This window comes from Dasania sp. GY-MA-18 (assembly GCF_024734385.1).
Classification (GTDB): domain Bacteria; phylum Pseudomonadota; class Gammaproteobacteria; order Pseudomonadales; family Dasaniaceae; genus Dasania; species Dasania phycosphaerae.
The window spans coordinates 201,589-215,964 of sequence record NZ_JANHAP010000001.1 but is presented as its reverse complement, the minus strand read 5'-3'; the positions used below and the strand labels follow the sequence as shown (position 1 = coordinate 215,964).

General features: G+C 47.5%; 10 protein-coding genes. 5 read left to right on the top strand and 5 right to left on the bottom strand.

Translation table 11 applies throughout. From position 1 onward, the window contains the following. Positions 1-69 precede the first annotated feature (69 nt). Positions 70-1,635, top strand: a complete 1,566-nt coding sequence (locus tag NO559_RS00965) for a PAS domain-containing methyl-accepting chemotaxis protein (protein ID WP_258329891.1) — start codon at positions 70-72, stop codon at positions 1,633-1,635. A gap of 27 nt (positions 1,636-1,662) precedes the next feature. Here NO559_RS00965 and NO559_RS00960 read toward each other — a convergent pair whose 3' ends face one another. The 3 genes from NO559_RS00960 to NO559_RS00950 are packed head-to-tail and all read right to left on the bottom strand — an operon-like array spanning position 1,663 to position 6,330. After that, positions 1,663-2,868, bottom strand: a complete 1,206-nt coding sequence (locus NO559_RS00960; protein WP_258329890.1) for an Nramp family divalent metal transporter — start codon at positions 2,866-2,868, stop codon at positions 1,663-1,665. A 47-nt stretch (positions 2,869-2,915) separates the two neighbouring features. Next, positions 2,916-5,279, bottom strand: coding sequence for a bifunctional diguanylate cyclase/phosphodiesterase (locus NO559_RS00955; protein WP_258329889.1), 2,364 nt, complete (start codon positions 5,277-5,279; stop codon positions 2,916-2,918). A 7-nt stretch (positions 5,280-5,286) separates the two neighbouring features. Further along, positions 5,287-6,330, bottom strand: a complete 1,044-nt coding sequence (locus tag NO559_RS00950) for a spermidine/putrescine ABC transporter substrate-binding protein (protein WP_258329888.1) — start codon at positions 6,328-6,330, stop codon at positions 5,287-5,289. Between the two features lie 549 nt (positions 6,331-6,879). Between NO559_RS00950 and NO559_RS00945 the strand changes: the two genes are divergently transcribed. Beyond that, positions 6,880-8,082 (top strand): aminomethyltransferase family protein, encoded by a 1,203-nt coding sequence (locus NO559_RS00945; protein ID WP_258329887.1) that lies wholly within the window; start codon positions 6,880-6,882, stop codon positions 8,080-8,082. 177 nt (positions 8,083-8,259) lie between these two features. Here NO559_RS00945 and NO559_RS17015 read toward each other — a convergent pair whose 3' ends face one another. Next, positions 8,260-8,391 carry a hypothetical protein gene (locus tag NO559_RS17015; protein WP_375542731.1) on the bottom strand — a complete coding sequence of 44 codons (132 nt, stop codon included), beginning with the start codon at positions 8,389-8,391 and terminating at the stop codon, positions 8,260-8,262. Positions 8,392-8,484: 93 nt separating this feature from the next. On the opposite strand from NO559_RS17015, the gene NO559_RS00940 reads away from it, so the two are divergent. Beyond that, positions 8,485-10,839: an aminotransferase class III-fold pyridoxal phosphate-dependent enzyme gene (locus NO559_RS00940; RefSeq protein WP_258329886.1), complete on the top strand. Its 2,355-nt coding sequence runs from the start codon at positions 8,485-8,487 to the stop codon at positions 10,837-10,839. Positions 10,840-10,841: 2 nt separating this feature from the next. Here the strand turns inward: NO559_RS00940 and NO559_RS00935 are convergent, their stop codons facing one another. After that, on the bottom strand, positions 10,842-11,744 hold the full coding sequence (locus tag NO559_RS00935) for a TIGR01777 family oxidoreductase (RefSeq protein WP_258329885.1): 903 nt from the start codon (positions 11,742-11,744) through the stop codon (positions 10,842-10,844). Between the two features lie 249 nt (positions 11,745-11,993). On the opposite strand from NO559_RS00935, the gene NO559_RS00930 reads away from it, so the two are divergent. After that, positions 11,994-12,878 carry a LysR substrate-binding domain-containing protein gene (locus NO559_RS00930; protein WP_258329884.1) on the top strand — a complete coding sequence of 295 codons (885 nt, stop codon included), beginning with the start codon at positions 11,994-11,996 and terminating at the stop codon, positions 12,876-12,878. 71 nt (positions 12,879-12,949) lie between these two features. Further along, positions 12,950-13,840 (top strand): fumarylacetoacetate hydrolase family protein, encoded by an 891-nt coding sequence (locus tag NO559_RS00925; protein ID WP_258329883.1) that lies wholly within the window; start codon positions 12,950-12,952, stop codon positions 13,838-13,840. Positions 13,841-14,376: the final 536 nt, after the last annotated feature.

Below are 14,376 nucleotides of genomic sequence, written 5' to 3'. Positions count from 1 at the left end.
ATACGGATGTAACTGTTAATAAAATCAATAAAAATAAGCACTTACTAAAAATCAGAGCGTTTGCCAATTATGAGAAGTAATCTGCCTATCAGCGATCATGAAGTTGTTCTACAAGAGCATGACGTATTGATCTCCACCACCAACACTAAGGGGGTGATTAGCAGTGTCAATGAAGACTTTGTTCGGGTATCGGGTTTTAGTGAGCAGGAGCTTCTAGGGCAGGCCCATAATATTGTGCGCCACCCCGATATGCCGCAGGCGGCCTTTAAAGACTTATGGGCAGTAATAGCGGGCGATCAGCCGTGGATGGGCTTAGTGAAAAATCGCTGTAAAAATGGCGACCATTACTATGTCGATGCCTATGTCACCCCTATATACCAGCAGGGCAAGGTCAGTGGTTATCAATCGGTACGGGTTAAAGCCGACCCCGCAGTGATAGCCAGAGCTAAAAAACTATATAAAGATTTGGCTAACCGTAAACACTCGTGGCTGCGCTTGCTTAAGCCGCAAAATTTATCGTTTCGCCTCAAGGCCGGCTTGGCTGCTGTATTCGTGGCCAGCCCCAGCTTGCTGGCTGCCAGCGTGGGGGGCAGCGTAGGGCTGGCGCTGTTAACTCTAGGGCTAGCACTGGGGGTGAGCCTATGCTTGGTGCAGCCATTAATCACTATGGCTACAGGCTCCAAAAGTATTTTCAGTAATGCTTTAAGCCAAGCGGTATACAGTGGCCGAGCAGATGAGTTAGGGCAGTTAGATTTAGTGATTAAAGCTCAGTGCGCGCAAAACCGCACCATCTTGGGCCGGGTTAGCCATGCCTCACAAGGCTTGTTAGCCGTGAGTGATGCTGCGCGGGCGGTAGTCAAAAAAACCTCTGCTGGGGTAGATAGGCAGCAACAGGAGATAGAGCTAGTCGCCACCGCCATGCATGAGATGACGGCTACCGTCAGTGAAGTTGCCCACCATGCCGAGACTACCTCGCAGGCCTCGCAACAGGTGCTGGCGCAAACTCAGCAAGGTGAAAAGTTAGTAGCCGCTGCCATTAGTGATATCGACAGCCTTGCGCAATCAGTAGAGCAGGCTACTCAAGTTATAGAGGCCTTAAAGGCCGACAGTGAAAAAATAGGCTCGGTGGTGGATGTGATTAGTAATATCGCCAGCGAAACCAATTTGCTAGCCCTTAATGCCGCTATAGAAGCAGCCCGCGCGGGCGAGCAAGGCCGAGGTTTTGCGGTGGTGGCAGATGAGGTACGTAACTTGGCCAGCAACACGCAAAACTCTACCGATGAAATACAGCAAATGATTAAGCGCATACAGCAAACTGCAGTAGAGGCGGTAGTAGCCATGGATAACGGTAAACAGCTAGCCTATAAGAGTGTGCAGCAAATCGAATCCGTAGGCGGGGCCTTTGAGGGTATTAGTGCAGGGGTCAGCCAAATCAGCGATATGAACTATCAAGTGGCTGCCGCCTCAGAGCAGCAGAGCATGGTGAGTGAAGAGATTAATCGCAATATGGCAAATATTATGACCTTAGCCAATGAAACCCATAGCCATGCTCAAGAAACCGATAGCGCCAGCCAGCAGGTGAGCAGCCTGGCCCACGATATGGCGTTGATGGTGCAGCAGTTTGGTAAAGTTTAGTGGTGTTAAGCTGTAAGCAAACGGCGGCTAAACAATATTAAAAGCAGTAGCGAGTTTAAATAAACCCAAGCCCGATACCGTTAGCACTACTATAGCGCCTAAAATATTGGCCAGCGGGCTATTGGTATACTTGCCTAGTAAATTCTTTTGATTCATGACTATCAGCAAAAACACCGCCACTACAGGCAGCAAAAAGCCATTAGCGGCTTGGGCAAAAATAATGGCACTAATGGGGCTGGTACCTAGAGCTGCGGCAACAGTACCAGAGAGTAACACCAAGGCCCAGATGCACTTGAAGCGTTTATTATTTAATTCTACCGGCCAGCCCATGGCACCACTAACAGCATAGGCCGCAGCTAATGGTGAAGCTATGGCGCTGGTTAAGCCCGCGGCTAACAAACCTATAGCAAAAAAATATTTAGCGTAGCTGCCTAGTAGCGGCTCTAATTGCTGTGAAATTGTGCTGGCGGAAAATTGGCTATCACTGCCATAAAAGGCCGAGGCTGCAGTAGTGACTATAGCGATAGTAATTAAACCACCCAAACCTATGGCATAGGCATTGTCCTGGCGCGACTCTTTTAAGGCGCAGGCTACATCCATATCGGCTGGCCATTTCTCTTGCACAGTGCTGGAGTGTAAAAATAAATTATAAGGCACTACCGTGGTGCCTATTAATGCGATTACTGTGAGTGTAGAGCCCGTGGGCATGCTGGGCTGGCTAAGGCCGCGCCATAGGCTGCTGAAATCAGGCTGTACCATCACGGCGGTGGCTATAAATACAATGCTCATGATTAGCACTAACAACATCAGGCCTTTTTCTATTAAGGCATATTTGCCTATAGCCAATAATGAAAAAGCACTGAGCCCCACCACCAACGCCCAGACGTTATTCGGTAAAGGTGAAATGGCTGCCAAACCCATAGCGGCACCGGCTATATTGCCCGACTCATAGGCGGCGTTGCCAAAGCCTATGGCTAATACCACCATAATACTGGCGGCAATATTAAAAAAAGGCAGGTTAAAACTGCTGCGCAGTGCCTGCGCAAGGTTCTTCCTAGAGACTAAGCCCAGCCTTGATGACATTTCTTGTAACACCAAGGTGGCGATAATCGAAAATAACAGCGCCCACATTAAGGTATAGCCATAGTGGGCACCGGCTTTACTGGCGGTGGTGACGGTGCCTGGGCCTACAAAGGCTGCCATAACCAATAAACCGGGACCAAATCGTTTCATGCTATAACCTTGTGTAAAACTGTAATGCTATCGGTGATTTAAAAATATTAACTAAGCTGCTTGCTTTGTGATGCTAACAGTTGCAGCAAATCGGCTTCGATTAAGGGTTTGCTAAGATAATAACCCTGCAGGTAGTCACAACCCAGCTCTATTAAATAATCTAACTGCTGCTGTGTTTCTACCCCTTCGGCAACGGTTTTTAAACCGTAGATGCTAGACATGCTAATAATGATTTCCAGCATAGAGTGATTTTTCTCATCTTCGGTATTGAGCGCAGCAACAAAACTTCGGTCAATTTTCAAATGATCAACAGGGTAATGTATTAATTGATTAAAGGCGGTGTAACCGGTGCCAAAATCATCTAGGGATAAACTCAAACCCAGCGCTTTAAGTTCATTGAGTACTTGTATACTGTTTTTGTCGTAGGTGGTAAGTGATGTTTCAGTAACCTCTAAATCCAGTTGCTTAGGGTTAATGTGATATTTTTGAATGAGCTCGCCAACTTTTAGTGGGAACTCTTTGTTATGCAGCTCCACCGATGACATATTAATGCTAAAGGTGTTTTGATAATTAATGGTTTGATTGAATTCATGGAGTTTTTTAAGGGCCTGCTCAACAACCCATAAGTCAATTTTTTTAATCAGCCCGGTGGATTCAGCAACTGGAATAAATTTCTCAGGCCCCACTTTGTTGAGTAGGGGGTTGGTAGAACGCAGTAGTACTTCCAAGCTTTCTATAGCTAATGTTTGGCTGCTGTATATAGGCATAAACATTAAATAAAACTCTTGGTTTTCTAAAGCTTTGGCTATTTGGTCTTGTATATCCAGCTTTTCTTTCATGGCATCAGCAATTTTTTGAGTAAAAAATTGGTAGCAATTTCTACCGGCTGATTTTGCTTGGTACATGGCGGCATCGGCATGCAGCATAAGGTCAGAAACGTCCTCGCCATCATTGGGGGCTATGGCTATACCTATACTGGCTTTTACATTGTGTTTTTGCTGGCCTACAGTAAAGCCGCCTTTAAATAGGTCTAAAATACGTTGTGCTACTAAAGCGGCGGTGTCGGGGTTGGCGTCAGCCAGTACTATGGCAAATTCGTCACCCGCTAAACGGGCTACGGCATCGTCTTGTGGTACACGCGAGCAAGCATCGGTGCTGCGTATGGAGTCAAGCAGGCGTGAGCTAAACTCAACCAGCAGTTGGTCGCCCACATCGTGGCCGTAATGATCGTTAACCTGTTTGAAGTTGTCTAAGTCTATATACAGTATGGCCAAAGGCTCATTTTGATAGAGTGAGCGGGTTAAGACTCTGGCAAAGGCACTCTTAAAACTGGCTCTGTTGGCCAGGTTGGTTAGTGGGTCGAATTGCGCCAGCTTTTCTACTTCTTCTAATAACTTGGTATAACTGTTATGTAGTTCAGAAACTTCATCATTACCCGCTTGCAAGTGGCTGTTCATGCTTTTGCCACTGCGTACTTGGTTAGTGAGCTTTAATACCGGGTTAATAATTTGCCGGTGTATTAAAGAGAGCAAGGTTGAATAAGAGAACAATATTAGCGCTATGGTTAAAAACCATTGTTTGCTTTTTTGCTCTTGCAGTTGTTGGCTGATAAATTGCTCTGATATTTTTACTTCGCGAAGAAATAATGGGTGGGTAAAAGTTACAGACATAAACTTTTTGTTTTTACCTAAGGCAATGCTGGGGCTTACGTTTTGCTGATGGCTATTATTGTTGATTCGTAAATCTATACTGTAGTGGCCTTCAAACTCTTTTTGTAAGTTGGGGGTGCCTAGGCGCAAAAAATCCATATTAATGACGATTAAAAAATAAATGGTTTTATTGTCGTCTTTATACCTGCGGGTAGCGGTGGATAAAAATTCTGAGTTAAAGGTATGTAGCCTGCCTAGATGTATCTCGCCGTTTGCAGTTTCAAATAAGAAGGATTCCTGAGTGGCTGCTATGCCTTGCGTTGGGTTTAGCCAGTGTTGGTGCTGGCTGGGTATGGGCGGCAGGCTGGCTTCGGTAAATAATTCTCGGTCATCTGCCGAAAATAAAATGCCGCCCTGGGAATTTAATATCTGTATGCTGACCAAACCAGGCATAAAGCTGCGCACTTGCTCTCGTTGGCGGTTGAGTAAAATGTCTAGCGCGTCGTATAGCACGTGCACAGAGGGGTCGGCTATGTAATTGGCATATTCATGGCTGTTCACAATCTGTGAAAAAATAGAATCGGCTAAATTAGTTTCGTAATTGATGCGGTATAGGCTGTTGTTAACAGTTTGTTCTAGCTGTTCTTCATACACTAGGCGTGTTTGATCTTCCATGGTGGAATTGAGTATCCAACTGGTAACAACAAATACACCGGCAATAACCGGTAGCAAAATAACATTGATACGTTGTGTTAATTTCATTATAGGTTTATTCGCTTTGGTTTAACTTTTGTAGCATACGACTGCGCAATTTTAATTGCTCATTGGGGAGACTTTGCGCGTAGTGGCTATTTGCTAACACTTGCGGGCTGGGAAATAGCTCGTCATCTTTACTATAACTATCATCAGCTAATGCTAATGCACCGAGGTTGGGTGTGGCCAGCCCTGAAGTTTGGGCATTTAACAGGGCGATATCCGGGCGGTTAATAAAATTTAAAAAAGCCAGAGTAGCCTTTTTAATAGCACCAGTGCGATGGGGGATGGCTAGGCAGTCGGTCCAAATAATGGTGCCTTCTTTAGGAATGCTGTAGCGCCAGTCCTGTTGGCCGCTGGCGCTAATAAAATGTTTAATATCACCTGAGTAAGTGACGGCCATGGTGATGTCGCTAGCCGCTTGCTTATCAATAACATAGCTAAGGCCATAGCCATAGGAATGCAAATAGGCCTTTTGTTGCTGCAATAGTGCGTAGGCTTGTTTTAAGTGATTCTTATCGACGCTATAAGGGGGCAGCCCCAAGGCAATTAGGCTGAGTGCAGTGCTATCCACAGAGTCTGAGAGCATAACCGTTTTGTATTGGTTGGCTGGCTCAATTGCAAATACGCTGGCCCAAGAGTCAATGCCCTGAGGATTGGCTGAGGCTCTATAGGCCACTCCTATGGTGCCCCAGGAATAGGCTAGGCCTTTATTACCGCAGGCTTGTTGCAACGCCGGGGATAGGTGCTGGCTATTGGGGATTTGGGCCATGGGCAGGGTGGCAAAATAGGCTTTTTTGCCTTCGGTTTTTAGTGACTGGCTATCGATAATCACTAAGTCAAAATTAGCACCGCGGCCGCTCAGGATTAGAGCGTCGCGCTGCTCTTCGTTATCTAGGTAAAACTGCTCCAGCTTATGGCCACTTTCACGCTCAAAAGCGGCTATCACATCGGGAGCGAGGTACTCTTCCCAGTTAAAAATGCGTACGGTCTCGGCCATGGCGTTAGCCTGTAAAACTAGGCCGCAGAGCATGGCGATGCATGTATGAAAGTTAGGCATGGGGTTTACGTCGTCATGATTTGGCAGTGAACGCTTAGCTACAACTTAACTACTAACTGGATAGGCTAATAGGGCTAAAGGGTGGCTGCTCGCTTTGTTCATTATTGTTATGGTTAAAAAAGCGTTGATAATCAATATCATAAAGCGCAAAGAGTATAGCGGATTTTTGCAGCTTTGCCTGCTTTTCCTAGCAGATAGCTACATTTGGGGGATTCTAGCCCATGGCTGACGGCGTTAGTCCAATCCATAACCCTAAAATGTCATTGGGAGGGAATAGTTATTCGTTCTCAGGGTTAACGCAGTGTCTTTTTCAGGCAACAATGTCGGATTGGCTTGTTAAATTATTGATATAGCAGAATTTTTTTATATTTGCTGGCCGTTGTTATGCGACTTTCAGTTAGCCTTGCCAGCGGTGCTAGAAGTTTATAGCTGACAGCGTCATCGTCTGTGTGTAGCCTGTTTGTTCTTAATGTACGCTTGTTCAATACTGAAGTGGTCGAGCAAGTTCAGCTTTACCATGCCAAATAAAATAAATAAGGGAGTTACCGCATGAGTGTTACGGCTAAAAAAAGTCTTTTCTATGATTTTGTATCGCGCTACGAGCAGGCTGATTTTGATACTTATATGGCTAATGCGGTAGAGGATGAGGATTATTTTAGCTGGCACGGCTACTGTTTACCCAACGTCTATGGTGATGAAGAGCAAGAGTACAATGCCGTACGCAATGGCTGTGCCTTGTTTGATGCCACGCCGGTAAAAAAATACCGCATACGCGGAGCCAATGCCGGTGCCTTTATGGACTATGTGTTTACCCGCAAAATGAGCGCGTTACCTGTACCCCGCGCCACTTATGCGATCTGGTGCAACGAGGATGGCATGCTTAATGACGATGCCCTGCTGTATAAATTAGCCGAAGATGATTACCTATTGATGGTGGCCGAAGTCGATCACGATGTGCACTTTGCCAATTGCAAAGAAAAGGTCGGTGGCGACATACAAATCACTGAAGAGACCCCATCGCTAGCGGGTTTTGCCGTGCAGGGCCCAAAATCCTGTGCGGTGTTAAAGAGCTTTGGTTTTGAGGGTATAGAAAATATGAAGCCTTTTGAGGTGATTAATTATGACCTCAAGGGTGGCAATGTCATGGTTAGCCGAGTGGGCTTTACCGCTGACCTGGGTTACGAGATTTGGTTTAAGCCAGACTTGGCAAAAACGATAGAGCAGGCTTTTATTGAGGCCGAAAAAGCCGTGGATATTAAAATTGCGGGCTATGGCCTTACCGCCATACAACTGTGTCGCATGGAAGGCGGCTTGGTAGTGCCCGGCTGGGATACCTTGCAAACCTTTGAAGACCCAGAGTTTGAGCGCAGCCCGCTAGAGTTGGCCATGGGCTGGAACGTAGGCTGGGATAGAGAGGATGACTTTGTAGGCAAAGCGGCGTTATTAAAAGAAAAAGCGCAGGGCTCACGTTTTAAAATGAAAGGTTTTATTATCAAGGATGAGTGCGAGTTAGAAGATGGCGCCGAGTTGTTCGCCACCATTAATGGCGAAGATTTACAAATAGGTACACTGCCCTCAGTATCTTGGTCGTTTAGCGCCAAACACTGGCTGGGTTTGTCTTCACTGCGTAGCGCCTATGCTGAAGTTGCCGAGGGCTTTGTGCGTATTAATGGTGAGAAAGTTGCGGTGAGTATTTGTTCGCTGCCTTTTGTGAACTTTGAGCGTCGCACCCAAGTCCCTGCGCCTTTATAGTTTATTTAGGTGTTTTTTTGCAGCAGCGTCGACCTTGGGTTGGCGTTACTGCAAGTTATTTTTAGCGCTTTTAGATCGCTTAGGTATGCGCAATAGCTTGGTTGATAAAGAGCTAATCTTTTAGCTCTTTATCAAAGTGCGGATCTTTTCTTCGTCGCGATTGTGGGCCAGCATGGCTTACAGTTCCTTGTCTTTACAGGCGTCTACTCGCTGCTTATACCAGTCTACTGTCTCCAGCTCTTCCGTAAGAGAAGTAATGGCTCTATGCATATCTCGGGCTTCATTGTTTAGCTCATCACCTACCCATATGGGGAACTGAACTCTATAGTTGTCCCTGCTAGTGTGCGCCTTATTATTGCTATATCACAAAGCCGCTATAAATTAATGGTTAGGAGTTTTCAGATGTTAGATGTTGCACAATTACTAGATCGCAATGTGCCCGCGTTTTCATTAGATGAAATTAAGCGTATAGCGTTGCAGTATTTTAATGTGCAGGGTGAGTTTAAGCGCCTGCCCAGTGAGCGCGACCAGAGCTACCGTCTAACCGCCGACAATGGCAGCCAGTATATTTTCAAGGTCTCCAACGCTCAGGATGCTCCCGCCGATATAGATTTTCAAACCCAGGCATTAATGCATATTGCTGAACAAAATGCCGATTTACCGGTGCCGCGCATATTGGCCACGGTGGCAGGTGAGCCTTGTGCAATCGTGGCTGGCAAAGGCGAAGATAAGCACGTGGTGCGCCTGCTTAGTTTTTTACCGGGCATAATGATAGGCGAGCGCGCCGAGCTTAACACTACTGTGCTGCGCCGCAATGTAGGCCAAACCGTGGCCCGTTTAGGTCATGCTTTGCGCGGTTTTTTCCATCCCAATGCTCGCAATGCCCACCCCTGGGATATGATGAATTTTATGGTGTACCGCGAGCACACTCACCATATTGCCAACCCCGAGATACGCAGCTTGGTAGAGGCGGTGTTCGATAGGGCCAATAGCCTAATGCCCAAACTCAAGGCCCTGCGTCATCAAGTCGTGCATCAAGATGCCCATAGTGGCAACTTATTGATTAACCCCGAACAGCCCGACCATGTGGCCGGTATTATCGACTTTGGCGATATGCTTTACGGCCCCTTAATGATGGAGCTGGTGGTGGCCTGTGATTTAATGATGCACCGCGTGGCCGATCCAGTGAGCGATATGTGCGATATCGTGGCTGGTTTTGACAGCGAGTTTGAGCTGGAAGAGCAAGAGATAGATTTGCTGTACGACATGATCATGGTGCGCAATGCCATTACCTTGGCCGTTACCGCCTGGCGCTCGGCTATGTGCCCCGACGAGCCGCCCTATGTTAGCGATATAGATTTATACGAAGCGCTGATTACTCGTTTACACAATGTAGGTAGAGCAGAAATTACTGCAAGGTTTAGAAAGGCTTGCCGCTTCCCGGTATACAGCCCCGCCATAGGTGAGTACCAGCAGCCCGACTCGCAAGCCGAGGCCCTGCTAAAAGAAAAGCGCAAACAGTTACTGGGCGACCCCTGGCATTTTTATCAAGAGCCGCTGCATTTTGAGCGCGCCCGCGGCCCTTGGCTATACGGTGTGGATGGCAAAGCCTATTTGGATTTGTACAACAATGTGCCACAGGTAGGCCACTGCCATCCGCATGTGGCGCGCGCCATAGGGCGGCAGGCGAAGGTGTTAAACACCAACACCCGCTATATGTATCAAAGTGTATTGGATTATGCCGAGCGCTTGGTGGCGCTTACCCCTGAACATATAGATACCTGTATTTTTGTAAACTCCGGCTCCGAGGCCAACGACTTGGCGGTACAGATTTCGCGGGTGCTTACTGGCCAGCGCGGCGCCATAGTGGTGGAAGATGCTTATCACGGTGTCACCGATGCCACTATGGATTTATCACCCTGTGAGGGGCGCCGCCCCGATTATGTTAGCTATTTAGGTGTGCCTTGCCCCTATCGCGGCCCCCATGCCGGTAAGCCGGATATGGCCGAGCTATATGCGCAGGATGCCGATAAGGCTATAGTGCAGTTGGATCAGCGCGGCTTTAAGCCCAGTTATTTTATGGTGGATACAGCTTATTGCTCTAGCGGCGTAGTGGATGTGCCCGAGGGCTATTTAGCCAAGGTCGAGGCCAAGGTGCGTGCCGCCGGTGGTTTAATTATTGCCGATGAGGTGCAGGCCGGTTTTGGTAGGCTAGGGCAAATGTGGGGCCATGTCGCCCGAGGTATGAAGGCCGATATGATTACGCTAGGTAAGCCGGTAGGCAATGGCCATCCTTTAGGTGTGGTCATGCTCAATAAAAATATGCTGGCTCAGTTTATGGAAACTACCGAGTTGTTTAGTACCTTTGGCGGCAATGCGGTGTCTTGCGCGGCGGGTATGGCGGTGCTGGATGTGATAGAAAACGAAAACCTCATCGCCAATGCCAACAGTACCGGTGATTACCTGCGGGCGCAGCTGCGCCAGTTGGCCCAAACCCAGCCCTTAATCGGTGATGTGCGTGGCCAGGGCATGTTGGCCTCGGTAGAGTTTGTAACCGATCGCCTCAGCAAGGCTCCGGCCAGCGAGCAAACCGGCCAGTTGCTGGAGTTAATGCGCCAGCAGCAAGTGCTTATCGGTCGCTCTGGCCCCTTGAAAAACAGCCTTAAGTTGCGGCCTTCGTTGGTGTTTCAGCCTGAGCATGTGGATATTTTCATTGCCGCTTTGGATAAGTCGCTAAGTCAGCTAAGTGTGCAATGACCTTACTCTAAGGCCGCCGCCAAGGCATCGGCCAATACTGGGTATTTAAAGCGAAAGCCAGCTTGCTGTAGGCGGGCTGGCAATACTTTTTGGCCGCTGAGTAATAGTTGCGACATTTCCCCCAGCGCTATTTTTAGCGTCCAGGCCATCACCGGCATCATCGCGGGCCGGTGTAACAGCCTGGCGAGGGTCTTAGTAAAGGCCAGGTTGTTGACGGGGTTGGGAGCGGTGCCATTAAAGGCACCTTGCAGGTTTGTATGGCTAGATAAAAATACAATCATAGCCAGTAAATCATCCCTGTGTACCCACGACATAAATTGTTGCCCCGACCCTATGCGGCCACCTAAGCCCAGTTGAAAGGGCAGGCGCATTTTTTGCAAAAAACCGCCATCGGGGCCTATGACTAAGCCGGTACGCAATAGGCAAACCCTTACTCCCATAGCTTGCGCCTGTAATGCACAGGCCTCCCACCGGGCGCAGAGCTGGTGGCTAAACTCATCGTGAGGCGGGCTGTCTTCGGTAATTGGCTTAGGGCCTTGGTCGCCGTAATAGCCTATGGCTGAGCCGCTAATTAAGCACTCAGGTTTGTGTTGGGCGCTACTGATAAAATCGATAATTTGCTGGGTGATGTTAAGGCGGCTGTCGTAGAGCCGCTGTTTTTGCTCTAGGCTCCAGCGTTTATCCGCTATGGGTTCGCCCGCTAAGTTAATGATGAGATCTATGGGCTGCCCTAATTCTGTGAGTGTGCTCAGCCCTTGCACCGCCTCGCCACATAATTGTTTTACTTGCTCGCTGCTACGGCGGCTTAATACCCATAGTTTGGGGGTATCTTGATAGCTGTTGAGATAGTGACGGCACAACGCTCTACCTATAAAGCCGGTGCCGCCAGTTATTAAAATATTCATTGCTAAGTCTCGTGACTGGGGTCTGTGAGTATAGTGTAGCTGCATTAAATAGGCACAAAATTACCTATTTTGCGATGCTCTTAGGGGGGATATTAAATGCTCTTATAGTCCTTAGTTGGACTATTATAACTCTGGCTTTTACCGCTAACTCGGTTTATGCTAGCCTTGCTTTACTAAATGAATGTTTATTCATTTTAATGTTGTTGTGAATAAGCTAATTAAAGATCACGATATTAAAGAGAGGGTGCTATGCCTCGTTACGATGGCTTAGAGACGTTTGTTGAGGTGGTGAATAGCGGTAGCTTTTCCACGGCAGCCGATAAATTAAATGTCTCCAAATCACATGTCAGCAAACAGATCGCTCGCTTAGAGGATAGGCTGGGCGCGCGTTTGCTCAATCGCACCACGCGCACGGTAAAACTCACCGATGTGGGGTCGGGTTATTACAGCCGCTGCGCGCAAATACTGGCCGATTTAGAAGAGGCCGAAATGGCCATTAATAATTTGCAGCAAACCCCGCGCGGCAGTTTAAAAATTACCGCCGCCGGTACCTTTGCCGAAAAATACATAGGCCCAGCTGTTGCTGATTTTTTAGCGAAATACCCCGAGTTATCCATAGAGATAAACTTTACCAGCCGTACGCTGGATATAGTGGAAGAGGGCTACGACCTAGCCATACGCTTTGGCCGCCTGCAGGACTCCTCGCTAATCGCCCGTAAAATTGCACCGCGTCGTTTATATATGTGCGCCAGCCCCGAGTACCTTAAAAAATACGGCACCCCAGAAAAGCTGGAAGATTTAAAACAGCATAACTGCCTGCGCGGCTTTTTATCCAGCTGGCAAATAGAAGTGGATAAGGAGATTATTAATTACAAAGTGTCGGGTAACTGGCGCACTAATAATGGCAACACCTTATTAGTCGCCGCCGAAAAAGGCATAGGCATAGTGCAGTTGCCACATTTTTATGTGCAGGAAAAAATCGCCAGCGGTAAATTGGTGGAGGTGCTACCCGAATATAATGGCTTTGATACTTCTACCTGGGCAGTGTACCCTCACAACCGCCACCTTTCGACTAAGGTGCGTATGTTGGTAGATTTTTTAATTGAATATTTTCAAAGCGATAACGTGGTATAAAGCGGCTGATTAATTAATCATTTAAGTTTGCTCTATAAGCTGATCGCTAGACTTACGGGGCATCAATCATTATGAAGTTTGTTAGCTTAGCGCAGGGCCAGTTAGCGGCATTGGTGGGTGAGCAAGTAGTAGATATCGCTGCTGCCGCTGAGTATTTACAGCGGCAATTACCTGCCAGCACATTAAGCCAATTAGTAGCTTTAGATGATGAACACGCAGCAGCTGTTTGGGATATCGCCACGGCTGCTGCTGCAGAAAATATCGCCTGCCAGCCTTATGAATCGGCAACCCTTATTGCACCTATAGCCAACCCCGCCCGTAATATTATGTGTTTGGGGAAAAACTATTTGGGCCACCTGCAAGAGGTGGCGCAAAAAATGAAAACTTCGGCAGCCGTGCCTGAATCCCCCATTATTTTTACCAAGGCCCCCAGCTGTGTTATTGGCCCTGGAGATACCATCCCCGCCAGTGAGCAGTACACCCAAAAATTAGACTACGAGGCCGAGTTGGCCATTATCATAGGCCGTGGCGGCCGCGATATTAAAGCACAAGATGCCTGGCAGCATGTGTTTGGTTACACCGCGTTTAATGATGTAACAGCCAGAGATTTACAAAAAAATCATAAGCAATTTTTTAAAGCTAAAAGTTTAGATGGCTTTGGCCCCATGGGACCGGTGGTAGTACACCGCAGTGCTATGCCCAGCGCCGAGCAGTTAGCAGTGAAGTGCACAATTAATGGTGAGCTGCGCCAGCAGGCGACCCTGGATCATTTGATCTTTGATATACCCGCTATTATCGAGTGCCTATCGGCAGGCATGACTTTACAGCCCGGTGACATTATTGCTACGGGCACGCCCGAAGGTGTGGGTATGGGCTTTACACCGCCGCGCTATTTAAAAGCGGGTGACGAGGTGGTGGTAGAGGTGACAGGGGTTAAGCCTTTGGTAAATAGGGTTGCTTGAGGGCTAAATCTTTAAGTTGTTAGTTTTGTTTTTGGTTTTTTACTAATGCTAAGCAAGGTGGCGGTTGTGAAACCAACCGCTTTGTTTACAGGGAGACTACGCATAATATCTGCTTGTCATGCCGGGCAACGACCCCACTAGTGTCCGGTTAAAATCGTAATGGTATGTATTTGATACTATAAATAGGGAATAGAATGCACGTCGATTAGATTTATGACTCACTTTCAGGCTGTCGTGCCGGCCTTGAGCCGGTACCCATAGGATTACAAAGTTCGTGGCATGTATTTAATACAGATTTTAAAAAAATGACTATTTTGATAGCGCATTCTAATCACACGCTAAAGACTGCTAGGATATTTCAGTTTCCGTGGATGCCGGGTCGAAGCCCGGCATGACCGAAATAGTAATTTAACCGGACACTAGTGGGGCAACGAGCCAGCATCTAATTCAGTTGAAATATCCGAATATTTAAATTAACGCATTGTAATTAGACTCCGGCTTTCGCCGGAGTGACACCTTTTTAAAGTGATGGTGAT

What these genes read in the sequence shown, in the direction of transcription:
- NO559_RS00965 (WP_258329891.1), top strand. Translation starts at nt 70, where the DNA reads ATGAGAAGTAATCTGCCTATCAGCGATCATGAAGTTGTTCTACAAGAG.
- NO559_RS00960 (WP_258329890.1), bottom strand. Translation starts at nt 2,868, where the DNA reads ATGAAACGATTTGGTCCCGGTTTATTGGTTATGGCAGCCTTTGTAGGC.
- NO559_RS00955 (WP_258329889.1), bottom strand. Translation starts at nt 5,279, where the DNA reads ATGAAATTAACACAACGTATCAATGTTATTTTGCTACCGGTTATTGCC.
- NO559_RS00950 (WP_258329888.1), bottom strand. Translation starts at nt 6,330, where the DNA reads ATGCCTAACTTTCATACATGCATCGCCATGCTCTGCGGCCTAGTTTTA.
- NO559_RS00945 (WP_258329887.1), top strand. Translation starts at nt 6,880, where the DNA reads ATGAGTGTTACGGCTAAAAAAAGTCTTTTCTATGATTTTGTATCGCGC.
- NO559_RS00940 (WP_258329886.1), top strand. Translation starts at nt 8,485, where the DNA reads ATGTTAGATGTTGCACAATTACTAGATCGCAATGTGCCCGCGTTTTCA.
- NO559_RS00935 (WP_258329885.1), bottom strand. Translation starts at nt 11,744, where the DNA reads ATGAATATTTTAATAACTGGCGGCACCGGCTTTATAGGTAGAGCGTTG.
- NO559_RS00930 (WP_258329884.1), top strand. Translation starts at nt 11,994, where the DNA reads ATGCCTCGTTACGATGGCTTAGAGACGTTTGTTGAGGTGGTGAATAGC.
- NO559_RS00925 (WP_258329883.1), top strand. Translation starts at nt 12,950, where the DNA reads ATGAAGTTTGTTAGCTTAGCGCAGGGCCAGTTAGCGGCATTGGTGGGT.